At 42.8% G+C, this 24,570-nt stretch carries 23 protein-coding genes and 3 pseudogenes; 22 read left to right on the top strand and 4 right to left on the bottom strand.

Annotated features, from left to right (window positions below):
* The first annotated feature begins 252 nt into the window (after nt 1-252).
* Together AC0IYG_RS09915 and AC0IYG_RS09910 are read left to right on the top strand one after the other, a co-directional pair.
* Entirely contained in the window at nt 253-1,689 is a 1,437-nt protein-coding gene (locus tag AC0IYG_RS09915) for an MBOAT family O-acyltransferase (RefSeq protein ID WP_471710935.1), read from the top strand.
* A 319-nt stretch (nt 1,690-2,008) separates the two neighbouring features.
* The gene (locus tag AC0IYG_RS09910) at nt 2,009-2,515 is read left to right on the top strand and encodes a hypothetical protein (protein WP_471710934.1); all 507 of its coding nucleotides are present in this window, start codon (nt 2,009-2,011) and stop codon (nt 2,513-2,515) included.
* Nucleotides 2,516-2,636: 121 nt separating this feature from the next.
* Here AC0IYG_RS09910 and AC0IYG_RS09905 read toward each other — a convergent pair whose 3' ends face one another.
* From AC0IYG_RS09905 to AC0IYG_RS09890, 4 genes and pseudogenes are all read right to left on the bottom strand, one after another.
* The gene (locus AC0IYG_RS09905; RefSeq protein WP_471710933.1) at nt 2,637-4,724 is read right to left on the bottom strand and encodes a prolyl oligopeptidase family serine peptidase; all 2,088 of its coding nucleotides are present in this window, start codon (nt 4,722-4,724) and stop codon (nt 2,637-2,639) included.
* A gap of 33 nt (nt 4,725-4,757) precedes the next feature.
* Nucleotides 4,758-6,641, bottom strand: a pseudogene (locus AC0IYG_RS09900) (CocE/NonD family hydrolase).
* Between the two features lie 9 nt (nt 6,642-6,650).
* Nucleotides 6,651-7,250, bottom strand: a complete 600-nt coding sequence (locus AC0IYG_RS09895; protein ID WP_471710932.1) for a hypothetical protein — start codon at nt 7,248-7,250, stop codon at nt 6,651-6,653.
* Nucleotides 7,183-7,569 (bottom strand): hypothetical protein, encoded by a 387-nt coding sequence (locus AC0IYG_RS09890; protein ID WP_471710931.1) that lies wholly within the window; start codon nt 7,567-7,569, stop codon nt 7,183-7,185. The genes AC0IYG_RS09895 and AC0IYG_RS09890 overlap by 68 nt, the downstream gene beginning before the upstream one ends.
* A gap of 92 nt (nt 7,570-7,661) precedes the next feature.
* Here AC0IYG_RS09890 and aspS point away from each other — a divergent pair.
* The 20 genes and pseudogenes from aspS (at nt 7,662) to AC0IYG_RS09790 (ending at nt 24,547) form a co-directional block, all read left to right on the top strand.
* Nucleotides 7,662-9,428, top strand: a pseudogene (gene aspS / locus AC0IYG_RS09885) (aspartate--tRNA ligase).
* A 344-nt stretch (nt 9,429-9,772) separates the two neighbouring features.
* Nucleotides 9,773-10,744: an SLBB domain-containing protein gene (locus tag AC0IYG_RS09880; RefSeq protein WP_471710930.1), complete on the top strand. Its 972-nt coding sequence runs from the start codon at nt 9,773-9,775 to the stop codon at nt 10,742-10,744.
* A 61-nt stretch (nt 10,745-10,805) separates the two neighbouring features.
* On the top strand, nt 10,806-11,969 hold the full coding sequence (locus AC0IYG_RS09875; RefSeq protein ID WP_471710929.1) for an SLBB domain-containing protein: 1,164 nt from the start codon (nt 10,806-10,808) through the stop codon (nt 11,967-11,969).
* A 28-nt stretch (nt 11,970-11,997) separates the two neighbouring features.
* The gene (locus AC0IYG_RS09870; RefSeq protein WP_471710928.1) at nt 11,998-13,032 is read left to right on the top strand and encodes a Wzz/FepE/Etk N-terminal domain-containing protein; all 1,035 of its coding nucleotides are present in this window, start codon (nt 11,998-12,000) and stop codon (nt 13,030-13,032) included.
* Between the two features lie 67 nt (nt 13,033-13,099).
* Nucleotides 13,100-13,874: pseudogene (gene rfbF / locus AC0IYG_RS09865) on the top strand (glucose-1-phosphate cytidylyltransferase).
* A 10-nt stretch (nt 13,875-13,884) separates the two neighbouring features.
* Nucleotides 13,885-14,676, top strand: coding sequence for a CDP-glucose 4,6-dehydratase (rfbG, locus tag AC0IYG_RS09860; RefSeq protein WP_471710927.1), 792 nt, complete (start codon nt 13,885-13,887; stop codon nt 14,674-14,676).
* Nucleotides 14,627-14,965 (top strand): hypothetical protein, encoded by a 339-nt coding sequence (locus AC0IYG_RS09855; protein WP_471710926.1) that lies wholly within the window; start codon nt 14,627-14,629, stop codon nt 14,963-14,965. The genes rfbG and AC0IYG_RS09855 overlap by 50 nt, the downstream gene beginning before the upstream one ends.
* A complete protein-coding gene (locus AC0IYG_RS09850; RefSeq protein WP_471710925.1) occupies nt 14,955-15,224 on the top strand; it encodes a hypothetical protein in 270 nt (89 codons plus the stop codon). Before AC0IYG_RS09855 ends, AC0IYG_RS09850 begins: the two co-directional genes overlap by 11 nt.
* Nucleotides 15,196-15,855, top strand: a complete 660-nt coding sequence (locus tag AC0IYG_RS09845; protein ID WP_471710924.1) for an NAD-dependent epimerase/dehydratase family protein — start codon at nt 15,196-15,198, stop codon at nt 15,853-15,855. The genes AC0IYG_RS09850 and AC0IYG_RS09845 overlap by 29 nt, the downstream gene beginning before the upstream one ends.
* Before the next feature lie 42 nt (nt 15,856-15,897).
* Nucleotides 15,898-16,824 (top strand): glycosyltransferase family 2 protein, encoded by a 927-nt coding sequence (locus AC0IYG_RS09840; RefSeq protein WP_471710923.1) that lies wholly within the window; start codon nt 15,898-15,900, stop codon nt 16,822-16,824.
* Nucleotides 16,824-18,272 carry a lipopolysaccharide biosynthesis protein gene (locus AC0IYG_RS09835; protein WP_471710922.1) on the top strand — a complete coding sequence of 483 codons (1,449 nt, stop codon included), beginning with the start codon at nt 16,824-16,826 and terminating at the stop codon, nt 18,270-18,272. The genes AC0IYG_RS09840 and AC0IYG_RS09835 overlap by 1 nt, the downstream gene beginning before the upstream one ends.
* Before the next feature lie 91 nt (nt 18,273-18,363).
* Nucleotides 18,364-18,501: a hypothetical protein gene (locus AC0IYG_RS09830; protein ID WP_471710921.1), complete on the top strand. Its 138-nt coding sequence runs from the start codon at nt 18,364-18,366 to the stop codon at nt 18,499-18,501.
* 4 nt (nt 18,502-18,505) lie between these two features.
* Nucleotides 18,506-19,105 carry a TylF/MycF/NovP-related O-methyltransferase gene (locus AC0IYG_RS09825; RefSeq protein ID WP_471710920.1) on the top strand — a complete coding sequence of 200 codons (600 nt, stop codon included), beginning with the start codon at nt 18,506-18,508 and terminating at the stop codon, nt 19,103-19,105.
* A 61-nt stretch (nt 19,106-19,166) separates the two neighbouring features.
* Complete coding sequence (locus AC0IYG_RS09820; RefSeq protein WP_471710919.1) at nt 19,167-19,874, top strand: class I SAM-dependent methyltransferase; 708 nt, start codon at nt 19,167-19,169, stop codon at nt 19,872-19,874.
* Nucleotides 19,875-19,915: 41 nt separating this feature from the next.
* On the top strand, nt 19,916-21,058 hold the full coding sequence (locus AC0IYG_RS09815; RefSeq protein ID WP_471710918.1) for a glycosyltransferase family 4 protein: 1,143 nt from the start codon (nt 19,916-19,918) through the stop codon (nt 21,056-21,058).
* Between the two features lie 22 nt (nt 21,059-21,080).
* Nucleotides 21,081-21,923, top strand: a complete 843-nt coding sequence (locus AC0IYG_RS09810; protein WP_471710917.1) for a glycosyltransferase family 2 protein — start codon at nt 21,081-21,083, stop codon at nt 21,921-21,923.
* 9 nt (nt 21,924-21,932) lie between these two features.
* A complete protein-coding gene (locus AC0IYG_RS09805) occupies nt 21,933-23,048 on the top strand; it encodes an EpsG family protein (RefSeq protein ID WP_471710916.1) in 1,116 nt (371 codons plus the stop codon).
* A 69-nt stretch (nt 23,049-23,117) separates the two neighbouring features.
* Nucleotides 23,118-23,351: a glycosyl hydrolase family 28-related protein gene (locus tag AC0IYG_RS09800; protein WP_471710915.1), complete on the top strand. Its 234-nt coding sequence runs from the start codon at nt 23,118-23,120 to the stop codon at nt 23,349-23,351.
* A complete protein-coding gene (locus tag AC0IYG_RS09795) occupies nt 23,284-23,583 on the top strand; it encodes a hypothetical protein (RefSeq protein ID WP_471710914.1) in 300 nt (99 codons plus the stop codon). The genes AC0IYG_RS09800 and AC0IYG_RS09795 overlap by 68 nt, the downstream gene beginning before the upstream one ends.
* A 154-nt stretch (nt 23,584-23,737) precedes the next feature.
* A complete protein-coding gene (locus AC0IYG_RS09790) occupies nt 23,738-24,547 on the top strand; it encodes a hypothetical protein (protein WP_471710913.1) in 810 nt (269 codons plus the stop codon).
* The last annotated feature ends 23 nt before the right edge of the window (nt 24,548-24,570 follow it).

The raw sequence follows: 24,570 nt of genomic DNA, 5'->3' as shown, positions 1-24,570 counted from the left end.
CCGTCCTGCTGTATCCTGCATGTAGAAATAAATTAAGAAATAATGGGAAATTAAGAAGTTGTCATAACTTACACCCTTTATAAAATTCACTTCCATTTTTAACCCGAGCTTCGTGCAAAAGCATGCTAAATCTGGATTGTAGACGCAGGAGCAAAAACGTAAAATTTCTCAGACCTACCGGTAAATAGATAGAATTTCAGATTAAGTGCTAGCAAGTTACATTTAGCCCTATCCATTAAGATTACCCTCTACATGCTATTTAACTCTTTTAGTTATGCCATTTTTTTGCCTGTTGTGTTTTTTCTATACTGGTTTGTAGTAAAACAATCGTTCAGGCTTCAAAACGTCCTATTATTGCTAAGCAGCTACTTTTTCTACGGCTGCTGGGACTGGAGATTTCTGTTTTTACTCTTATTTTCTACTGCACTAGATTTCTACAGCGGCCTGAAAATATTCAATGCAGGCTCTAATACAGATCGCAAAAAGTGGCTTATTATAAGCGTATTCATTAACCTAGGATTTCTCGCGTATTTTAAGTATTGCAATTTTTTCATTCAGTCATTCGCTGACCTGTTAAACATATCAAATGTTAATGCGCATTTCCAGACCCTTAATATCATCCTCCCTATCGGCATTTCATTTTACACTTTTCACGGGCTCTCTTATGTGTTCGACATTTATAACCGGAAAATAGAGCCTTCCACCAACATTGTAGCTTACTCACTTTTTGTAAGCTTTTTCCCGCTTCTTGTTGCAGGGCCTATCGAAAGAGCGACACATTTGCTTCCTCAAATTGAGAAACCGAGGATCTTTAATTACGAACGAGCCGTAGATGGGCTCAGGCAAATGTTGTGGGGATTTTTCAAAAAGATTGTAATTGCCGACGGATGTGCTGAATATGCTAATATGACCTTTTCAGACCCGCAGAATCATTCCGGAAGCACACTTTTGTTGGGAGCTGTATTCTTTTCATTTCAAATTTATGGTGATTTTTCTGGCTATTCTGACATAGCTCTTGGCACTGCCAGGCTTTTTGGATTTGAACTGTTAAGAAACTTTTCTTTTCCATATTTTTCACGAGATATCGCGGAATTCTGGCGGAAATGGCATATCTCTCTGTCGTCATGGTTCAAAGATTACCTGTATTTTCCTTTGGGCGGAAGCCGAGAAGGAAAATGGAAAAGCATTCGGAATACAATGATAATATTTTCTGTAAGCGGGCTCTGGCACGGAGCCAACTGGACTTATTTAATGTGGGGTGTTTATCATGGCTTGCTGTTTCTCCCACTTCTCATCTTCAACGCTAACCGTAAACATACGGAAACTGCTGCAAAAGGGAAACTCCTGCTCTCATTCTCTGAACTGCTCCAAATTCTCCTGACCTTTTCACTTGTATCAGTCGGCTGGGTCATTTTCAGAGCACCAACTATGGGAATTGCAATTCGTTACCTAAGCGGGATTTTCCATAGAAGCTTGTTTACAGACCCTTATCGGGAAAACTATTCATTTTTACTTCTAACAGTTGGTTTTATGGTCGCTGTCGAATGGATGCAGCGGGAAAAGCAACACGGCCTGGAAATTAAAAAAGTGATGATCACACCTTTAAGATGGGCTGCCTATATTGTCTTATCCATCGTATGTGTATCTCAGTTCAAACAAAATCAGGAATTTATCTACTTCCAATTCTGATCTATGAGATACTTCATAACCAAAGCAATGCTTTTTGTAACATTGATTGTCAGCATTCTGGCATATTCGCTATGCTGTCTTCCCGGTCGAAGAGCCAGTGAAAGTTCATTAGGCGCCTTACCAGATAAACATGCTTTACTCCGCAAGCATATTACACCTAAAATAATTTTTGTAGGGGGGTCAAATCTGGCTTATGGCTTGGATAGTAAAACTATCCAGGACAAGATAGGAATGCCTGTTGTAAATGCCGGAATACATGCAAGCATTGGATTACAATTTCAGCTTAATGATATCATTCGATTCGTAAAAAGTGGGGACATTGCTCATAGTTTCACCAGAGTACAGTCAGTTTTATTCACCGTCTTTTTACGGAAGGACAGAGCTGATTTCAATTCTGTTCGATGTATTTCCGGAAGGCCGGGAAATAATTGGTGCTTATCAATGGTATCGGTTATCTTCCTACATTCCACAATATGCTGCATCAAAGCTAAAATACAGGCGCGCCAGACCGTTAAATTACCCAGTGGGCGTGTATGATCATTATTCATTCAATGAGTTTGGGGACGCTTACATGCATTGGGACTTACCTCGGAAAAAAGTTTCCGTAACGAAACCCGAAACTGATGCAGACATTATGAATCCTGAAAGCATTGCATTCTTAAACGATTTTCATGCAAAGGTCAATGCCAAGTCTGCACGATTATTTATCATTCCACCCGCATATCAATACAGCTCTTATGCAGAACCAGAAACTCCTGATTGGAAAGATTTACACAGAACTTTCCAATCAGCAGTTGCCAATCCTCGCAGATCCTGGCACTTATAAGTTCGCTGATTCGCTATTTTTTGACACTAATTATCATCTTACAAAACAGGGCGTCGATCTGCGAACCAGCATGGTTATAGAAAATCTGCAGAAAGCCCTAGAAGAAGGTAAATAATTACCTTTACTTCCAAACCAACCCAACATTCGAAAACAGAAACGCATAAATATCGGCCTGCGTTTCCAGTGCTTTTTTGGTGTTGCTGGCGCCGTGGCCGGAGTTGGTGTCGATTCGGATCAGCAATGGATTTTTGGATGATGCGCCTGCTTTTGTTTGCAGTTCGGCAGCGTATTTAAATGAATGTGCCGGCACCACGCGATCGTCGTGGTCGGCTGTTGTGATCATTGTTGCAGGATATTGGCCGCCGTCTTTAATGTTGTGCAATGGCGAATATCCGTAAAGGACCTTAAATTCATCTGCATTATCGCTGCTTCCGTAATCCGCGATCCAGTTCCAGCCAATGGTGAATTTGTGGAAACGCAGCATATCCATCACGCCAACGGCGGGGAATGCGACTTTAAAGAGTTCTGGACGCTGATTCATGACCGAGCCTACGAGTAAGCCGCCATTCGAGCCGCCCTGGATGGCCAGTCTTTCCGGCGATGTATATTTTTCTTTGATCAAAAATTCGGCGGCTGCAATGAAGTCGTCAAACACATTTTGCTTTTTAAGCTTCATGCCTTGCTCGTGCCATTTCTCACCATATTCACTCCCGCCACGCAAATTGGCCTGCACATAAATGCCGCCCTGATCCAGAAACGGAATGCGTGTCGGACTGAATGCGGGTGTCAGACTAATGTTGAAGCCGCCGTATCCGTATAAAATTGTCGGATTGGAGCCATCGCGTTTCAGCCCCTTTTTATATGTTATGAATGCGGGGATCTTGGTGCCGTCTTTGCTTGGATAAAAAACCTGCTCCGTTTCGTAGTCTTCGGGATTGAAGGAAACTTCCGGTTCTCTAAAAACACTGCTTTTCTTACTGGCAATGTCATATTTAAAAATCGTCGGCGGATAATTGAATGAGGTGTAAGTGTAAAAAACGAAACTGTCTTCACGCTCGCCACCAAAGCCGCTGGCGGTTCCTAACCCCGGCAACTTCACTTCATTTTCCAGTTTTCCATCGATGCTGTACACATAGGCACGGCTGCTGACATCTTTGGAATAGGAAGCAAATAGTTTTCCGCCTGCAACGCCAGCGCCCAGCAAGGGCTCAGGCTTTTCTGGCAAAACCGTTTTCCATGCCTTATCCTTTGTCACATAAAGCAGCACTTTGCTATTTGGCGCATTTTCATTGGTTTCAATAAGAAAATCTGCTCCTATGGTTTCAATAACGCCATATTGGAAGTTGGTAATCTCTTCTTTGATGGGCTTAAAATTCGCTTCTCCTCTTTTCAAAACCCATAACCCGTTGCCGTCCTTGCCTTTTCCTCTGTCGCTAACGCTCAAAATCGCGTATGCCTCATCTTCCGTTGTTCCCACCGTATGGAAACGCTGTGGGTTGGCTGCGTCTTCAAAAATCAGCTTATCTGCATCCTGAGCCGTTCCTATCTTATGAAAATAAACCTGATGGTTTTCATTTTTGGCTGCTAATGCACTGCCTTCGGGCTTTGGATAACGGCTGTAATAAAACCCGTCGCCTTGCCAGGCCGCGCCTGAGATTTTCACCCATTCAACTTTATCAGCCAACATGGACAGGTTTTTCATATCCATCACCTGATATTCCTGCCAATCCGATCCGCCTTTGGAAAACCCTAAAACGGCATAATTTCCGTCTTTGGACAAACTGAAAACCGTCAAACGCGTAGTTCCGTCGGCAGATAACTTATTCGGATCCAGAACCACTTCCGGTGAACCGTTTTCTCCTTTTTGGCGGTAAAGCACTGCCTGATTTTGCAACCCGTCGTTTTTATAGAAATAATAGTAATCTCCTTTTTTCCTCGGTGCCGAATATTTTGGATAATTATATGCCTTTTCCAGGTCTTGGAAAATCTTTTCTTTGAAAGGGATTTTGTCCAGATAAGCAAAGGTGACTGCATTCTGAGCTTTCACCCATTCCCCGGTTTCCGCCGAGCGGTCGTCTTCCAACCAGCGATATGGATCAGCAACTTTAACTCCGTGATAATCGTCCGTATGCTCAATTTGCTTGGTTTTGGGATAATCCAGGTTTTGAGCAACGCCATTTGTAACAATGGATGCGGCAATGATATTCATTCCAATCAATTTTAAATTCATAATGCTGCGGGCCTATTTAATAACGTCAACTTCAAGTGAGCTGGCGGCTCCTGCCTGGTGAAAGATCGTCTGCTTAGCCGTTATAAAATCCGAATCTGCGGCCTTATAAATGTTATCCACATACTTTTGCGGATTGCGGTCAAACAGCGGGAAAGCGGTGCTTTGCACCTGAACCATAATGCGATGGCCCTTTTTGAATGTGTGCAAAACATCCTGCAAACGAAACTTAATGTCTGTCATTTGGCCTGCAATCAAGGCTTCCGGCTTTTCAAAACTGTTGCGGAACCGCGCACGCATGATCTCACTTCTCACCATTTGCTGATAACCCGCAAGAACCGTTTTGGGATCGGCTAAATATGGATGGTTTTTCTCATCGACAGGATAAACGTCGATTACTTTTACAAAAAAGTCTGCATCCGTTCCTGTTGTACTGATTTTCAGCAATGCTGTAATTTCTCCGCCGAGGGTTATATCATTTTCCAAAACATCCGTTTGAAAAACGAGCACATCAGGCCGCGAAGAAGCAAAACGCTGATCTTCGGACATATATTCAAATGGTGTAAAACCCGTCATTTGCTTAAAATTCGCAGTATAAGGAACCGGTTTCAGAGGATCACTAACATATTCGCTCACTGATTTCTGGTCAGATGGCTCTTTAAAATCGAGCTTACCACTTGGGTGGAAATAGAGTTTGCGCTTTTCAACTTTCGCCACAGGCCATTTATCGTAAGTCTGCCAGGCTTTTTTACCCGTATCAAATAAATATGCTTCCGGCAAACCTGTTTTTCCATCGCCTGCTTCTTTCAAGAAGTGCTTGAAGAATTTTGCCTCAATGTTGTTTTGGTAAAAAGTGGCAATGCTGTCACCGAAATAAATGTCATTGTGCAATGTATGCCCTGTTTCCCGGCTCCACCGCCCGTGACCGAACGGACCGACAACGAGCGTGTTATAAGCAGATGGGTTATTCTTTTCAATGGTTTTATAAGTGTTCAAAGGGCCGTAAAGATCCTCTGCGTCAAACTAGCTGCCCACAGTCATAAAGGCATGTTTGATATTTTTCAAATGCGGCAGAATGTCTCTTTTTTGCCAGAATTCATCTTTATTGGGGTGCTTAACCGTTTCCTCCCAAAAGAAATTTTTGGAATAATAACGGTCAAAGTTTTTCAGTGAACCTATGTTTAGATTGAATGTATAACCATCGGGTTTGGCTTCAATCATATCCTGTGTGAACCACGAAGAAGTTGTTGGCTTCGGCGGCTTTATTCCAAAAACGGGAAACGTCAAATAATAACCTTGTGTAAATGCGCCATTATGGTGAAAATCATCAAAGAAAAAATCGGCAATGGGCGCTTGCGGTGAAGAAGCTTTCAATGCCGGATGCTCGGAAAGCGCACTTGCCGTGGTGTAAAAACCAGGATATGAGATCCCCCACTGCCCTACCCGGCCATTGTTGTTCGGAATGCTTTTGAGCAACCATTCAATTGTGTCATAAGTGTCCGATGCTTCGTCGACTTCGTTCTTGCCTTTCTTATTTGCAATGTGCGGCGTCATGTTTGTCCATTCGCCTTCACTCATATAACGGCCTCTAACGTCCTGATATACAAATATGAATTTGTCACGCATTAACGCGGGGCTTGGTCCAATTCGGGGCGGATAAGTGTCTTTGCCATATGGCGCCACGCTGTAACACGTGCGCTGCATTAAGAAAGGATATTTTTCGTCACCGGAAGCATCTTTGGGCACATATACAATGGTGTGCAGCTTTATTCCGTCGCGAACAGGAATGTCGTATTCGGTTTTGGTGTAATTGTCGCGGATAAATGGCTCATCCGAGCTTTGCGCTTGGACAACAGCAAAAGCGAACATCAATGCGATGCTTAGTAGCGTTTTCAACATAAGTCAGGTTTATTTTTTCTTGTAATAATTCAGTGTAACACTGGCGGCATTTGATTTTTCACTGATTGTATAAAATCCTTTGCCCTCGGCATCCATGCAAACGGCCTCACCTTGCGGTTCAAGCGCGACTAACAATTGTTTTGTGGCGGCTTTCGTAAGTGTTTGCCCAATGCTCTCACCTGAGTTTACTTTCCAGTAATATACGGCAAGATACGTGCGGATAAGAATTTCACTTCCATCTTTTGAAATATTTCCACCTGTCGCAAAAACGACGCCGGGAATAGTCCCAACTTTTTCGGCAACAATAGCTTCACTCGTTGATTGTGGAAATGGCAGGCGGTAAAGTCCGGCAGTCAGGTTTTCTTTTGACACAATAAAAATGTCTTTTGTAGCGGGATCCAAAAGCAGGGATTCTGCGTCTTTTGGCCCGTCCGGATAGCTGAAAGTGATTTTAGCCAATGCATTTTGATCAAAGGCCTGATTTGCATCGGTGATCTCAGGAACGCGATAAATAACACTGACCGGACTGGCGGGTGCATTGTTATTGCCAATGTCTCCAATGTATAAATAGTTGACGCCATTTGCAGGTCCCTGGACCGATCGCAACATCTTCCCAATTGCGGTTAGCAGCACCGGGAACATTGATTTGCTTGATCTGCTTACCGTCTTTATTTAACAAATAAAGCGCTGCGGGCTGCCCTGAATCCTGGTTAATCCAAAAATTTCCAGCCATGCTGTAACTCGGAACGATGCCCGATGCCTCATCAATTATTCCTGGCGCGATCTGCACTTTTTCAGGTGTTGTTTCGAAGTCAACAGAAGTGCTTGTAACTGGATCCGGGTCGGAATCACAGGAGCAGGTGAAGCAAAAAATCATTGCGTACAGAACCACTCCGGCTTGCCAGCTCAGGCTTTTATATAATTTCATAAAAAACACTTCATGTTAGATTTGCTAAAAATACGTACTTTTGCGGCATTTATTATCAGGCAGTTTCATTATCTCAGTATTAAAATAGTTATATGTTACGTACCCATACCTGTGGAGAGTTAAGCTTAGAACATGTAAATCAAGAGGTTGTATTATGCGGCTGGGTGCAGCGCGTTCGCGATAAGGGCGGCATGATCTGGCTTGATTTGCGTGACCGTTATGGCATAACTCAGCTTCTGTTTGAAGAAGGAAAAACACAGGCTAATGTGCTTGAAACGGCGCGCTCGCTGGGCCGCGAGTTTGTAATTTCAACCAAAGGGGTTGTGATAGAGCGCCTTTCCAAAAATGATAAAATTGCGACGGGCTCAATCGAAATCCGCGTTACTGAACTGAATGTATTGAACCCTGCCAAATTGCCTCCCTTCCTGATCGAAGATGAAACGGATGGCGGCGATGATATCCGGATGAAATACAGATATCTGGATTTGAGAAGAAATGTTGTTCGTAAAAATTTACAATTAAGGCATCAGGTTGCACGTCATACGCGTGCTTATTTGGATGATCTGGACTTTATAGAAGTTGAAACGCCGGTTTTGATTTAAATCCACACCGGAAGGCGCACGTGACTTTGTGGTTCCAAGCCGCATGAATCCGGGCGAATTTTTATGCATTGCCACAATCTCCGCAAACATTCAAGCAATTGCTGATGGTTGCTGGTTTTGACCGTTACTATCAGATTGTCAAATGTTTCCGCGACGAAGATCTTCGCGCCGACAGACAGCCTCAATTTACACAAATCGACTGTGAAATGTCATTTGTAACCCAGGGAAGACGTGTTAAACACATTTGAAGGACTGATCCGGAATCTTTTCAGCAAGGTTAAGAACTTTGATCTTCCCGAAGTTCCACGGATGACTTATGCGGATGCAATGCGCTTATATGGCTCAGACAAGCCCGATATTCGCTTTGATATGCAATTTGTTGAGCTAAAAGGTGAAGCGCAGGACCTGACTTCCGGAAAAGGCTTTGGTGTGTTTGATGACGCAGAGCTTGTTGTGGGCATATGTGCACCCGACTGCGCGGTGTATACGCGGAAGCAAATGGATGAATTAACCGATTGGTTGAAACGTCCGCAAATTGGTGCAAAAGGACTGATTTATGTGCGTTATAATACCGATGGTTCATTGAAATCGTCCGTTGACAAATTCTACGCCGAAGAAGATATTAAGAAATGGGCTGAGGCGTTTAATGCTAAACCAGGCGATTTGATCCTCATTGTCTCAGGCGCAGCTGACAAAGCACGGAAGCAATTGAATGAGCTTCGTTTGGAAATGGGTTCAAGATTAGGGCTGAGAGATCCGAACATTTATCGTGCACTATGGGTGCTTGATTTCCCGCTGCTTGAATATGGAGAAGCTGAAAACCGCTGGTTTGCGATGCACCATCCGTTTACAAGTCCAAAACCAGAAGACATTGCGTTATTAGATGAAAATTTGGGAGCGGTTCGCGCCAACGCATACGATATGGTAATTAACGGCGTTGAAGTGGGCGGTGGTTCTGTCCGGATTTTCGAGAAAGAGCTGCAACAAAAGATGTTTGCTATACTCGGGTTCAGCGAAGAAGAAGCGCAGGAGCAGTTCGGATTTTTGATGAATGCATTCGAATTTGGAGCGCCTCCGCATGCAGGGATCGCGTTTGGCTTTGATCGCCTTTGTTCGATTTTCGGTGGCGCAGATTCAATCAGGGACTTCATTGCATTCCCAAAAAACAATTCGGGACGCGATGTAATGATTGATTCACCGTCGTTGATTTCAGCGGCGCAGATGAAAGAATTATCGATTAAATCGGAAATAGTTTAAAAGGTTATTGGATTAATATATTTATTGCGGCGAATTTACTTATTGTAAGATTTCGTAGTTTTGCTGCTTGCTTGGTCGAGCACCCCGGATCATTCTAAAATGCGTCCCGACGCCATTTAATATAATTGACACTACATGCATTATTTATCTAAGAAATTAAGCGCAATTTGGATAGCGTTCTTTATCCTACTTGTTACAATAGCTTCTCAGGCCCAAGACCCAGCACAGCAAACTCCGACCAACGTACCGAGTCAACCGAATCCAACCCAACCAACGCAGGCTCCTGTTTCGAATTCACAGGCAGTTGAATTTTATAATCAGGCTAAACAGTCGGGATGTCTGATATGGACATCGAAAAAGCTGCTTTGCAAAGGGGTTATACATTGGATGACATTTCCGCGATGCGGAAGCGTCTGGAGCAGACCACAAAAGACAACACGAAAAATGATCCGAATCGCGATCAACTGGACGAGACAAGGGAACAGGACGACCTGGATGAATTAGAAGACGAGACAAATAACGAAAGGGACACGACCGTAGCTGGACGAGCCAGATATAGAAGGCTTAACAGAACATTCGGTTCATCTTTTTTTCGCAGAACTTCCACCACTTTCGAGCCTAATCTTAGGATTCCAACGCCGAGAAATTACATTCTTGGCCCAGACGACGAGCTCGTTGTAGATATTTACGGAAACTCAGTCGACAATTTCCGAATGAAAATCAGCCCGGAAGGAACAGTAAAAATGCTGAACCTCGCGCCGGTTTATGTAAATGGACTTACAATTGAACAAGCCAACGAGCGGATTGTTAACAGATTAAGGCAAGCATACTCCAAACTAAACCGCCCAGGTTCAGGGACTTATTCCACAATTACACTTGGCAATGTCCGCAGTATTCGTGTAATGATCACCGGTGAAGTTGTTCGGCCCGGGACTTATACAGTTTCCTCATTATCAACTGCTTTTAATGCACTTTACGTCTCAGGTGGTCCTGGTCGCAATGGATCTTACCGTAATATAGAGGTGATCCGCAATAATCAGGTCATTCGTCAAATTGACCTTTACCGGTTTTTGATAGATGCAGATCTAAGGGACAACATTTCTTTGCAAGACCAGGATATTATCTTGATCCGCCCCTACGATACCCGTATAGAACTTACCGGTGAAGTAAAGAAGACCGGAATTTTTGAAGTGAAAGTCGGCGAGACAGTGAAAGATCTGTTGAAATATGCAGGTGGCTTCACCCCCGAGGCTTTTACTGAAATTGATTCAATATCAAAGAAACACAGGCAACAATTTTGTTATAGGAAGTATTGATTCTGTCCAGGTTAACACTTTCGCGCCAAAAAATGGTGATATCTACAACGTCAAGAAAATATTGGATGTTGTTGCTAACCAGGTTGAAATTCGTGGCGCTGTGTCAAGGCCGGGAGTTTATCCATTAGACGAACGCACCAAGACTGTTAAAGAACTGATAACGATCTCGGAAGGAATCAGTCCAAGAGCATTCCTCAATCGTGCATTGCTGGAAAGATCCAGTGGCGATACGCAGACAGGACTTGTGGCCATTGACTTGAGAAAGCTTCTCAATAATGAAATTCCGGACGTTGCCTTGTTACCCGGCGACATTCTTACCATAAAATCGGTGGAGGATTTGAAGGAATTTACGTTCCTATCCGTCAGAGGTTCAGTTATTAATCCGGGTGAATACTATTATTACAAAGACATTACTATCGCCGATCTGATTTTCCAGGCAGGTGGTTACACAGAAGGCGGTCTTCCTTACCGCATCGAAGTTTCCCGCAGGGTAAAAAATGATACAACAGGTCTCCCGTCCAATCAAAATGTACGGATTTTCACGCTGGATGTGGCAGATAACCTAACGTTAAATGAGCAAGACCAGAAGTTCACGCTCTATCCATACGACATTGTCCTTGTGCGGAGATCGCCCAGATACGAGACGCAGAAAACCGTTACCATATTTGGTGAAGTTACTTATCCGGGAACCTATACAATCCTCAACAACTTTGAAAAAATTTCCGATTTGTTCCCTAAGGCAGGCGGCATGCGGAAAGAGGCTTATATAGAAGGTGCAAGATTTTATCGCAAACAAGAACTGGTCGCGCTGGATCTGAAAGCGATTATTGAGAAGCCCTCTATTCCTTCCAACTTGCTTCTTGCAGACGGTGACACGCTGATTATTCCTAAAAAGTCCGAAATGGTCCGCATACAGGGCGGTGTTTACAATCCTTCATTGGTCAACTTCGATCCTCAGTTCAATTTCCGTGACTACATTTCGCAAGCCGGTGGCCTGGCGGAAAGAGCACGCAAAAACAGAATTTACGTTTCGTATCCAAATGGAAGGACGCACCGCACGAGCCGTTTTTTGTTTTTCAGATCATATCCAAGGGTAGAGCCGGGATCGACCGTTACCATTCCGGTAAAAGAACCGAAGCTGGACCGTCAGAGCACCACTGGTGAGCGGATTGCAATTATTTCACTGCTGTCTACACTTGCCATTACGATCATCCGATTCCTATAAATTCACCAGAATTTTCTAGCAAATAGATATGTCCCAGCCCATTACAACTACAAAAAGCTATGAGCCGTCATTTGAAATTCATTTGGTGGATATCATCGCTTTTTTTAGGAAATATATCGTCATTCTTGTAGCAGTCGGAGTTTTCATGGCTGTGGTCGGTTATGCATTGAGTTACGCGGTTACAAAAAAATATACAGCTCAAACCATTTTATTACCAGAATACGGCGTTGGCAAATCGTCCTTTTTCAGCCTGGCGATGGGTGGAAACTCGGGCGAGGGAACGGGTAACCTTACTCCTGACCTTTATCCTAATATTCTTGAAACGTCGGCCTTTGGTGAGTTCCTGACCAAACAGCCAGTTACTACGCAAGGAGGCATTAAATATGCGACGCTGCGGGATTATTTGCGGCGTGACACAACGGTCAGTTTCCTTTCGCGTATCAAATCGATCTTTATCTTAAGAAAAGCAAAAAGTGCTGCCGGCCCAAAACTGGAACTTAAAAACAGCAACATTCTCAATTATTCCGGTGAGGAACAAGGACTGATTTCGGGCGCAAAAAGTATGGTTAAGGCTTCCATTGAACAAAAAAATGGTCTTATTTCCATTGAATCGGAATTACCTGACCCGGTTGTTGCAGCGATATTGGTTGAAGCGGCTCGCTTTTATCTGGTCGGCTATGTAGAAGATTTCAGAACTGCTAAGCTCACGCAGCAACTCGATTTCCTTTCGTCTCGTGTAAAAGAATCGAAACAACGCCTGACAAATGCAGAATATGCGCTTCAAAGTTATCGGGATCGTAATCGAAATGCATTTTTGAATGTGGCCAGAATTGAAGAACAGCGCCTGCAATCTGATTTTACATTGGCTCAGTCAATCTATTCGGATTTGATCGTCAAGCAGGAACAACTAAAAATAAAAGTAAAAGAAGAGCGGCCAGTGTTTAAAGTATTAGAACCGACGAAGGTCCCATTGCTTCCAAGCAGCCCGAAAACGTGTTTTATTTGCCGCTGTGTTTGGTGCTTTGGGTGCTTTTCTGGCACTTGGTTATATTGTTATTTTTAGAGAAAAGCTTCACGAAAGGCTTTTCAACTGAGTCAGTTCTATTTTCACATCACTATCTTACATTGTAATGAAAGTTGTATTACTCGCCGGGGGATTAGGGACGCGCCTCTCAGAAGAAACGGTTTTAAGACCGAAGCCAATGGTTGAAATTGGCGGAAGTCCGATTTTATGGCATATCATGAAAATATATGCAGCACACGGCTTCAACGAATTCGCTCATTTGCCTTGGCTACAAAGGTTATGTCATCAAAGAATATTTTGCCAATTATTTCCTGCATCAGTCCGATGTAACATTTGATATGCGGGAAAATAAGATGGAAATTCATAACTCCCAGGCTGAACCATGGAAAGTGACGCTCGTCGACACAGGCATGGACACAATGACCGGCGGACGAGTAAAGCGCGTCCAAAAATACCTTAATAACGAGCCGTTCCTATTGACTTATGGTGATGGTGTAGGCAGCGTGAACATTAGAGAAGTTGTTATTTTTCATCAAAAAAATAAAAAATTACTTACTGTCACCGCAGTGCAGCCTTCCGGACGTTTTGGTGCGCTGAACATTGGAGAAGACAATGATTCCGTGATCTCTTTCATGGAAAAACCAAAAGGCGATGGTGCCTGGATCAATGGCGGTTTCTTTGTCTGTCAGCCGGAAGTGCTGGATTACATTACAGAGGATAAAACTGTTTTTGAAAAAGAACCGCTTGAAAATATAGCTTCGGACAACCAAATGGTCGCGTATAAACACAGTGGTTTCTGGAAACCGATGGATACGCTCCGAGACAAACAAGAATTGGAAAATTTGTGGGATTCAGGGAAAGCCCCATGGAAAAACTGGTAAAATACGACATATGACTTATCAACACCTAGCACACTATTATAAAGGAAAGAAAGTGTTCCTTACAGGGCACACAGGATTCAAAGGATCCTGGCTTTTGTATTGGCTGCATTTGCTAGGCGCGGAAGTGAAAGGTTACGCGCTCGCCCCGGAAACGGAAATGGATCATTACAACATTATCAATGGAGATTCCCTTTGCGAATCGGTCATTGCTGACATTCGCGATAGCGGTCGGTTGATTCAAGAAATCCAAGCTTTTGAACCGGATTTTGTCTTTCATTTAGCTGCTCAGCCGCTCGTTCGCGTTTCCTACGAAATTCCTTCTGAAACCTTTGCTGTCAATGCCATCGGAACAGCGAATGTGCTTGATGCCGTTCGGGGTTTGGAGAAAAAATGCACGGTTATCCTCATTACGACGGATAAAGTGTACGAAAATAAGGAATGGCATTACCCTTATCGTGAAACGGATCGCCTGGGTGGATACGATCCTTATAGTGCCAGTAAAGCTTGTGCTGAATTGGTGATCAGTTCCTATCGCAATTCATTTTTTAATCCTGCAACTTATTCTGTTCACCAAAAGACCATTACAAGTGCGCGAGCGGGTAATGTGATTGGTGGTGGTGATTGGGCGAAGGATCGGATCATTCCGGATATCGTTCGTGCTTTACAAAATGAAGAAGTTGTATCCGTCCGTAATCCAAATTCCTGTCCGCCCTTGGCAGCATGTTTTAGACCCACTCGGCGGTTATCTGCATTTGGGTGCCAAGCTGGCCGAAAATCCGCAAGGATTTGGCGAAAGCTATAACTTAGGGCCATTTTCCGAAGATAATCTGACGGTTGAAGAATTGGTGAATAAAGCCATCCGCTATTGGGAAAAAGGACAATACACAACGCCTAACCTGACAAACCAGCCTCACGAAGCAGGTTTGCTTAAACTGGACATTAGCAAAGCGATCAACGAACTGAAATGGACGCCGAAGTACGACGCCAAAACCGCCATAGCAGTGACATTGGAATGGTATAAAGCTTTCACTATTTCCCCCCAAGAGGCTGCAAATAAAACTAGGGACACAATCATAGCTTATGCAAAATAACATAGCGATCATTGGTAGCGACTCGTTTCTTGCCCGATATCTCATTGAAGACTTATCACCGGATCATACAATTGTTGGATACAGCAGAAGCAATCATTATCAGTTGCCTCAGCATGTGCCATTCGATTATCCGGCGAAGGAGATTGATTTTGAAAAACTGCTGGCATTTGACTCCATTATCTATTGTGCCGGCAGTGGCATTCAGGCTGGAAAAGGGGATGATTTTGTGTTTGAAACTAAATACTTATCTTCCCATTAATCTGGCGTTGTATTTGAATCAGCACAATTACCGGGGGAAATATGTCACATTCGGTTCCTATGCTGAAATTGGCAATAATCAGGAAGACAAAGCATTTACGGAAGCAGCACTTTTGACGTCGTTACTTGCTGCTCCTAACAATTACTGCGTTTCCAAACGGCTTCTTTCCAGGTTTTTCCAGAGCGCCAATTTAAACTTTAACCATTTTCACCTGATTTTACCCACGATTTACGGAAGAGGTGAAAATTCGAACCGATTGATCCCTTATCTGATCCAATGTCTTCAAACTGATCAAAAGCCCAAACTAACGGGCGGTCATCAAACGAGGCAATATATTCACGCAAAAGACGCCGCTGGCCTTTTTCGCCAACTATTAGCGGCTGAAAATGTGCCTTCCGGAATTTACAATGTACCTTGCCGCGAATCACGCTTGGTTAAAGATATCATTGCCAGCATTTACGAGGCCATGCACATACCGCAAACTGAAAAGCCGGAAGGCTTGCAGCGTTATGATGAAACCATGAAAGTCCTGAAGCTGAATTCGACCAAACTAAGATCACAATTTCCAGCCTGGGAGGCTAAAACGTCCATTTTGGACAGCATTCCGGAATATTCCAAGTCGTTAAATTAGAAGAACAGGCCCGCCTGTGACCCGCATCCACACTTACACGTTATGCTTAGCATTCTGATTCCCACTTATAACCGAGCTGATTTCCTATTGTACAACCTGGGAATTTTGAGGGAAATGATTGGCCGGGGCAAGTTTCAAAATGAGGTCAAACTTGTGATTTCAGACAACTGCTCCCCTGACGATACTTATGAAAAAGTCACGGAATTCAAAAATGAAGGAAGTCTCAACATTGATTTTTATCGCCAAACCGAGAATATTGGTCTAAAAGCCAATGTCCTTTTTGTGTTGGAAATAGCCACTTCTGATTACATTATGTATCTGGGTGACGATGATTATATCTCCTACGAATATCTTGCAGCGTGCTTGTCAATCCTGAAAAATGATCCGGCAGCCACTTACATTGTCCCCAATTACGTTCCGGTTTCGGTTGACAATAAAGTCGTGGCTGATTCACGGGACACCATTGGCCCGATCAAGAAGTTTGGTCCGGGGGAAAAAGCAATATTTCAAACTGCCTGGAAAGCCCATCAAATGAGCGGCTTGATTTTCAAGCGCGAGGGTTTATTTGAGCAATATGGCTCCCGAGGCGTCGATAACCTTTATCCCTATATCTTTTTTGCAGGCCTTTGCTGCATGAAAGGAAATACTTACCTGGTCACTGAATTTCCGGTTCGCGTGGTTCAGCCGGTAAAAAAGAAAGATTGGGGTTATGGAAAAGACGGTTTGATCAACGACTTTTTTGACAATTACAAAAAATTACCGATCTCATCAAGTCTGCGTTTTAAACTTGAAAGATCCTTAATCCTTGCCCAGCCTTGGCGGGTTACAATGTATAAGTCGCTGGGGCGAAAGGCTTATTGGAATGCAAACTATCAGATTGCATTCGCCAAAAATGCGAGTTCTATGTTCTCACTGTTCTTCCCGGTTACCATATTTCTAAGCAAGCTTAAACAAAAATTAGAAGTATAATGCGGATTCAGGAAGAAATAAAACGTGGGACATTAGCCGTATTTACTGCAAAATATAGCAACATATTGATCGGGCTGGGCATTAATTCTGTGCTGGCCAGATTGCTTTCACCCGCTGAATACGGGACATTGGGCATTGTAACGGTGTTTATCTCGTTTTTCTATATTTTGAGCGATATCGGAATTGGTGTAGCCATTGTTCAAAACCAGGATCTTTCAGAAAAAGACATTTCGGATATCTTCAAAATAAGTGTTTTCCTCAGTGCATTGCTTGCCGTTTCGTTCTTTTTCCTTTCCTATGGGATTGCCTGGTATTTTGGAAGCAAAGAATATATTCCCATCGGTCAACTACTTTCTATCAGCGTATTTTTCAGCTCATTATCTGTTGTTCCGAAGAATTTATTGGCAAAATCCAGGTCATTTAAGTTACTAGGCACGATCGAAGTGATTGTGGCAGTCATAACCGGGGGATGCGTTATCTTTTTAGCGAAAATGGGTTGGAGTTATTATGCCATTGTCTGGCGGTCGATTCTCACCAGCTTTATCATGTTCTCGCTTTATGTTTATTTTTCAAAGTTAAAACTGATCAGTGGGTTTACATTTGACGGTTTTAGAAAAATCGCACGCTATTCTTTCTTTCAATTCGCATTTAACTTCATTAACTATTTTTCGCGAAATCTGGATAACATTCTGATTGGCAAGTTTATGGGCAATCAAATGCTTGGGATTTACAATCAATCCTACCAGTTAATGATGTATCCGATCGCGAATCTGACGCATGTGATCAGCCCGGTGCTTCATCCGGTTTTAGCACGGTTTAAAGATCAGCCAAAAGTCATTTTGGAAGAATATTTGAAATTGATCAACATCCTGGCCATGCTAGGGATTCCTGTATCCATTTTCATCTTTTTTGCAGCGGACGAAATTATCCCGATATTATTAGGAGAGCAATGGCTGGCTGTTATTCCAATCCTAAGAATTTTTAGTGTGACTATCTGGGTTCAAATCATGACTTCCAGTGCGGGAGCCATATTTCAGGCCGTCGGCAGAACGGACACACTTTTCAAGCTTGGTCTTTTTAGTGCGACCACGATAGTCGGGTCTATCCTTTTAGGAGTATTATATTTTAAGTCACTTACAACAACTTCCATGTCATTGTCTGCGGCTTTTGTGGCTAATTTCCTGATCGTTTTTTATGTCTTGATTGCGGGGTTATTGAAAGCGTCGGTTCTTCGTTTCTATAAGATCATTGCTGCACAATTCCCGGTTGCCATAGTCCTTATTATTGCGCTTTTCATTCATCAGCAGCTTTCCGGTCCTGAACTCACGCCTCTTTCGAAAATTTACGCACTTGCACTAAAAGGAATCATTGCAGGAGCCATTTTCGGTTTGTTTCATTTTAGAAAATTTAAAACCATACTCGGGAATTTAGGAAAAAGTAGTGTTTAAACTGCATGAAGAGATTGAACAACATTGCTGATACATCTAAAATAAGTTTTTGTCGCGTATCATTTAACTATCACACTTATAACCATTACTGATGTCAATCAATTCCATTTTCCCGAAACCCTTTGGGTTGAAAATTTCCAAGATCGTTGCGCCGGAGAAGTTCACGCATGACGAGGTTTTCATGTCGTTGTACGATAAATGCCGTCCGTACACCACTGACATCGATTGAAAGAATGTATTCGTTGTATCAGGCCGTGAATTATGTCATTAAATATGACATTCAGGGCTTTTTTGTGGAATGCGGCGTTTGGAGAGGTGGAAGTTCAATGATGATAGCGCTTACTTTGGCCAATCTTGGCTGTTCCGACCGAGCGTTGCATTTGTACGATACATTTGAAGGAATGTCGGAACCTACCAAAGACGATGTGACTTTCCGCGGTGACAATGCCCAAGTGCTCATGCGGCAAAGCTTGGATAACAAAGAAACATCGGTCTGGTGCCTTGCTGATATCAATGATGTCAAAAATAATATGGCTTTGACAGGATACAATGCAGCCAGCATCCATTATGTGAAGGGCAAAGTAGAAGATACAATTCTGCAAAACCTTCCGACGAATGACATTGCTTTACTGCGATTGGACACAGACTTTTATGAGTCGACAGCGCATGAACTAGATTATCTTTACCCCATGCTTTCCAAATCCGGTGTACTGATTATCGATGATTACGGACATTGGGAGGGTTGCAAGAAAGCAGTTGATGAGTATTTTACGGATAAGCCCATATTGTTAAACCGAATTGATTACACTGGTAGAATTGCAGTGAAGTCCTGACGATTCGATTGAATTAGGAGGATTTGTTGAATATAAATAAGATTGTAAAAACCTATTAATTATGTACGTAAGAGAACCTGGGCGCGACAGATTATATCCATCTATTTTTGGAAGGATGGCCACACGCTATTATTATTTGCGCCAATTGCGCCAAGCAATCGAGACAGTGATTGAAAAGTTTGTCGCAAATAGTCCAGTAAAACTGGTTTTGGCTGACTATGGATGTGGAAATAAGCCATACGAAACGCTGATTGCTCCTTATGTAGAGAAGTATATAGGCATTGATTTGCCTCTAAATCCTATTGCGGACATTCACATTACACCCGAAGGCGTCATCGACTTACCCGAAGAGAACCTCGACGTGGTGATTTCAACGCAAGCGCTGGAACACGTTGTGAACCCGATGTTTTATCTTTCCGAAGCCAAAAGAGTCCTTAAAACGGACGGCTTGCTCATCCTGAGCACGCACGGTTACTGGATGTATCACCCCGATCCTACCGATTTTTGGCGGTGGACTTCAACCGGCCTGCAAAAAATAGTTACCGACAGCGGCTTTGAGATCATTTACTTCACCGGCATCATTGGTCGGGCTGCGATGGGGTTGCAATTGTTTCAGGATGCTTTCACATTCAAGCTCCGGCCTGCAATGCGTCCCGTGCTGGCGCTGGTAATGCAACCGCTGATCTATTTTTTTGATAAAATGGCACGTCAAAGTGTTAAAGACAAGGATGCCTGCACATTTATCCTCGTTGCTCGTAAAATCAAGTAAATCTGCTTTCTATGCCTGGGAGTGACATTCCTGTGGAGCTTATGAAGAAACCCAAAGTACTATCCTTCTCGCATTATGGGCAACTTTATGGTGCTAACAGGTCACTCTTGACGCTGTTGGTTTCATTGAAGGACAGGATCGACTGGTGGGTGATTTGCAAGGAGGAAAGTGAATTTACAGACGAGCTGAAAAAGCACGGCATCGCTTTCAGTATAGTGCCATTTACGAATGACGTTTACAGCACACCAAAAAAATTCCAGCTTTACCATAGCCTCAAACGGTTAGCTTTTAACATTGTGCTGGCGTTTTACATTGCTTATCTGGTGATCATTAAAAGAGTTAATATGATTCATTCCAACTCTTCTGTCATCTTTATAGGTGCGCTAGTTTCGATGATTTCCGGGCGTAAGCATTTGTGGCACATTCGTGAATTTGTCTATGAAGATTACGGCCTGAAATACTTGCTTGGGAAAAAGTCATTCAATTTTTTTGCAAAAAAAGCACAGACCATCATTTGCATCTCAAAAAGCATTCTGCAACGAAGAATTTTTGACGCGGGAATCAAGAATAATTATCAGGTAATCTATAATGGGCTTGTGGATAACAAGCCCGGAGTTTTGCCGAAAACACAGCTTGGCAATGCGCCCGTTATTGGCATTGTTGGAATTATTGATCCGGCCAAGGATCAGTTTATGGCGATTAAGGCCATTAATCTGTTGGTCAAAAACAACATTCCTGTCACGCTTCGAATTATTGGCAATGTCAGCTCGGAAGAGTATTTCAGTGTCTTGAAAGAGTATGTTCAACATGAAGGATTGACAGATCATGTTCACTTTGCGGGTTTTTCCAAAGACATTGAAGCCATTTATAAGGAGCTGGACATATCGTTGATGTGCGCGCAAAACGAAGCATTGGGCCGGGTAACAATTGAAAGTATGATGTATGGTGTTCCGGTCGTTGCATTTGGATCATCAGGAACGTTTGAAATTGTTGAAAATGAAAAAACGGGCTTGCTGTATTTTGGATTGGAAGAAACATTGGCGCACCAAATAGAACGGTTGATCAAAGACCACGATCTTTACGCGCGGATAGCTGCACAGGGCATGGCGCACGTCAGCCAGACTTTCACAATCCAGACTTATGCGGAGAAATTCATGAAGGAAGTTTCGCTTTGTCTAAAATGAGTTGCCTTAAATCTTGTAAATAATGAATGATCAATTGCCAATAATTTCCGTGATAACTGTTGTCAGAAATGGGGAAAGCCATATCGAGCAGACCATCACGAGCATCGTCAATCAGACTTACAAGCATTTAGAATACATTATCATCGACGGAAACTCAACCGACAAAACCGTTGAAATTATTAAAAAGTACGACGATAAAATCAGCTATTGGGTTAGTGAAAAAGATGGCGGCATTTACGATGCAATGAATAAGGGAATCCAGAAAGCGACCGGCTCCTGGCTGCTATTCATTAATGCGGATGACTTTCTCCTCGACAATGACACGCTTTCAAAAGTTGCGCCCTATCTTTCGCAAACGGAAAGTTTGGTTGCGTATGGGGATGTGGCCATTATATATGCATCGGGCACAGAGATCGTGCGGGGCAATGAGTGGCATAATCTAAAAGATTATTTTTTGAATGTGAGAATGAACATTTCACATCAGGGTGTATTTCATGCGGCCAAGCTTTTTGAAAACCGTTTGTATGATACGCAATTCAAGATCGTAGCGGATTACGACATCCTGCTGAGTTACCTGAAAGACCACGATGCCTTCCACATTCCGCTGACGGTTGCTAAAATGAGGGCGATTGGTGTTAGCTCAACTTCGGGAAACAATCGAATTTTGAGGGAAATCCGAAAGGCACAGCAGAAAAATAAGATGTATGCTATTTTGCCATCATTCAAATGGATCTTTTACGCATTTAAAATCAGTGTCGTAGGCATGATCATTGAAAATTTTGGTGAAGAGCGTAAGAATGCAATAGAAGAGAAGATTGGGGTTAGCCAAACGAATCAGCCAATAACCTCATATATCTTCATTTGATTTAACATTATGTTGTATTACATTATTTTCTTACTGCTTACCGCCATCGCTTTACTAGAGCGCGTTGAGGTTCCGCGGGAAACGAAAAAATGGATCTACATTACAATTACCCTTACTTTTATCGCACTCGGAAGTTTGCGTTGGGAAACCGGAAACGACTGGCGACCGTATGAGAATTTCTATACGACGTTCGACAGCGACGACCCCTTTTTCATGATCGCTATGGAACCCGGATTTGCCTACTTTGTCCGGTTTCTGAGGTTGTTTTCTGAAAATTTCACGTTTTATCTGTTCGTTCTCTCTACGCTGGTTATCAGCATGAAAGCGCTTTTCTTTTACCGTTACACTAAGGCAATCCTGCTTGTGACACTGCTTTACTGGGGAACGGCGATGGGTGACATTACTGCTGTGCGGCAAATGCTGGCGATCAGCATTTGTTTAATCAGCACGATCTTCGTTATAGAGAAGCGCCCTTGGCCGTTTTTGTTCCTTGTATTTCTGGCAGCGCAGATCCATATTACCGCTTATGTGTTTGTTTTGGCATATTTTTTATACCATTACGATTGGACTATTAAGTCCAAGACCATCTGGTTGGTTGTTGCGATTGGTTTGGGAATGGTAGGAGGTTCGGAAAATTTGCTTCAGATTGGGATCAATTTAGTCCCGCGAGGACTTGGCCTCGACCGGATTTCTGAAAAAGCAGAGATCTATATGGCCCTTGGAAATGAAAAAACCTACGGGACAAACCTAAGCAAAACACAGCGAATGATTGCGGCAGTCGCCAAGCGTGCAGTGTTGTTGCCGATTTTCTTTTATTTTCAGAACAAGCTTTCAAACGTTAGTGCACATTATAAAGGTTTTCTCAATTTATACACATTCGGGAACATTGTATTCTTCATTGTAATCGACTTTTTGACACTACAACGGCTTGTTTCTTATTTCTATATTTTTGAAATACTGCTTTTCTGCATTCTTTACGAACATGTTAAAAGTCGTACAATTTGGCTCCTCATCATTATCTTATACTCACTTTCCAAGCTGGTTTCGTTGGTTGTCAACGGATCAGATTTGCTCGTTCCTTACATCTGGATTTTACAATCGGACACAAACCGATATGTTAATTAACATTGCTTAAAGCCTTCTTTTCAGCATAATGCCGTTGGAAATGTATTTATTAACCAAAGGACAAACAAGATGAAAATAACAAAATCATGCTTTTTACTCCTCTTACTCTGCATTGCGTCAAACGCGATATTTGGTCAGACACTACCCAGCAAAAATTTTAAAACTGATTTTGGAGCCAAAGGCGACGGCGCTACGGATGATTCTGAAGCATTGAGCCGGGCGATTAAATACTTCAATGAAAAAGGTGGCGGAAAGCTGCTCATTCCGAAAGGAATTTACCCGAGTCGGAACCCAGATTATTGATAAAGATTCAGCTAACAGAGTTGCCTACGCAAGGCCTAAGTATTCTGATATTTTCAATGGCGTTGATAACTTCACCATTACAGGAACCGTTAGCAAGAATGGTAAGATCGCGTCGATTTTTAAATATCTGGATGACACAAAATACGGTTTTTTTGATCCGGTAACCGGCAAGGAACCCAAAGGGGCAGGCGTCGAAACACAAGCTTCGCTTGGGCGGCTTATTAACCTTTAGCCATAGTTGCAGAAAAATGTGACCATCAAGAATCTGGAAACTTCACGGATGAACATTTCCAAAAGGAACATATTATGCTCCGCCAAAAGGCATGATCGCGTAACGTCCCGATCTTGTATTCATTGGGATTGTTTCCTACTGTGCAAAAAACCTTTTGCTTCAAAATGTTTATGCCCATCATTTCGGTTTAGACGGAATATATATTCAAACTCCAAGAGAAGCGCTTCCCGAGGGAAAGTATCACGCAACATTAATCAAATGCCGGTCGGAATATAATGGCAGACAAGGGCTTAGCTTTACGGTTGGCTCACATTTAAAAGCTGTGGATTGTGCATTTAAGTTTACCGGAATGGGCGGTAATCAGGATTGCGCCGGAGCGAATGTGGATATTGAAAATCAGGATAAAACGCATAAAGCATTATCTGAAATCCTTTTCGAAAATTGTGTCATTTCTGCAAATAAAGGAGGAAGTGGCTCTGTAAATATTGCCGGGAATGTAAACAATGTTGTATTTAAAAATAGCACAATTAACGCCGGGAAGATGATCCCTGGAACCAACAGATTTTATGCTATTCAAATGAATTTTTCCCCTAGCAGAAATGTGTCATTTGAAAAATGTGACATTACAGGAAGCTTCTTAATGTATCGAAAAGACAAGGTGATGGATGCAGATGGCACAACACGTTTTACAAATTGTATCATCCGGGACAATTCAATTGCAGGCGAATCGCCAAGCAAGCAGCCGCTATTGGATCTTTATGATAATGTGGTCTTTGAAAACTGTACATTTCACATCAATTCCTCTCGCAAACTCGTTCAAAGCTCCACATTAGCAAGAAGCACCGCACGTGTTGCATCCAACCCGGTGATTTTCAAAGGTTGCAAAGTAGTTGACCTTAAAACAAAAAGGGTGTTTACCGATCGGTCAAAATTTGAGTCTGCACGTGTTTTATTTCAAAAATAAACTTAAACACGATTAATCTGGCA

Source organism: Dyadobacter sp. AC419, assembly GCF_979253085.1.
The sequence above is the reverse complement of the archived record's forward strand: the minus strand, read 5'-3'. Positions and strand labels throughout refer to the sequence as shown.

Bases quoted from the DNA above. Each gene is read 5' to 3' on its own strand.
- AC0IYG_RS09915 (WP_471710935.1), top strand. From the start codon at position 253: ATGCTATTTAACTCTTTTAGTTATGCCATTTTTTTGCCTGTTGTGTTT.
- AC0IYG_RS09820 (WP_471710919.1), top strand. From the start codon at position 19,167: ATGTACGTAAGAGAACCTGGGCGCGACAGATTATATCCATCTATTTTT.
- AC0IYG_RS09815 (WP_471710918.1), top strand. From the start codon at position 19,916: ATGAAGAAACCCAAAGTACTATCCTTCTCGCATTATGGGCAACTTTAT.
- AC0IYG_RS09810 (WP_471710917.1), top strand. From the start codon at position 21,081: ATGAATGATCAATTGCCAATAATTTCCGTGATAACTGTTGTCAGAAAT.
- AC0IYG_RS09830 (WP_471710921.1), top strand. From the start codon at position 18,364: ATGTCAATCAATTCCATTTTCCCGAAACCCTTTGGGTTGAAAATTTCC.
- AC0IYG_RS09890 (WP_471710931.1), bottom strand. From the start codon at position 7,569: ATGAAATTATATAAAAGCCTGAGCTGGCAAGCCGGAGTGGTTCTGTAC.
- AC0IYG_RS09880 (WP_471710930.1), top strand. From the start codon at position 9,773: ATGGACATCGAAAAAGCTGCTTTGCAAAGGGGTTATACATTGGATGAC.
- AC0IYG_RS09895 (WP_471710932.1), bottom strand. From the start codon at position 7,250: ATGTTGCGATCGGTCCAGGGACCTGCAAATGGCGTCAACTATTTATAC.
- AC0IYG_RS09795 (WP_471710914.1), top strand. From the start codon at position 23,284: ATGAAAAAGGTGGCGGAAAGCTGCTCATTCCGAAAGGAATTTACCCGA.
- AC0IYG_RS09805 (WP_471710916.1), top strand. From the start codon at position 21,933: ATGTTGTATTACATTATTTTCTTACTGCTTACCGCCATCGCTTTACTA.
- AC0IYG_RS09825 (WP_471710920.1), top strand. From the start codon at position 18,506: ATGTATTCGTTGTATCAGGCCGTGAATTATGTCATTAAATATGACATT.
- AC0IYG_RS09850 (WP_471710925.1), top strand. From the start codon at position 14,955: ATGCAAAATAACATAGCGATCATTGGTAGCGACTCGTTTCTTGCCCGA.
- AC0IYG_RS09840 (WP_471710923.1), top strand. From the start codon at position 15,898: ATGCTTAGCATTCTGATTCCCACTTATAACCGAGCTGATTTCCTATTG.
- AC0IYG_RS09835 (WP_471710922.1), top strand. From the start codon at position 16,824: ATGCGGATTCAGGAAGAAATAAAACGTGGGACATTAGCCGTATTTACT.
- AC0IYG_RS09800 (WP_471710915.1), top strand. From the start codon at position 23,118: ATGAAAATAACAAAATCATGCTTTTTACTCCTCTTACTCTGCATTGCG.
- rfbG (WP_471710927.1), top strand. From the start codon at position 13,885: ATGACTTATCAACACCTAGCACACTATTATAAAGGAAAGAAAGTGTTC.
- AC0IYG_RS09870 (WP_471710928.1), top strand. From the start codon at position 11,998: ATGTCCCAGCCCATTACAACTACAAAAAGCTATGAGCCGTCATTTGAA.
- AC0IYG_RS09905 (WP_471710933.1), bottom strand. From the start codon at position 4,724: ATGAATATCATTGCCGCATCCATTGTTACAAATGGCGTTGCTCAAAAC.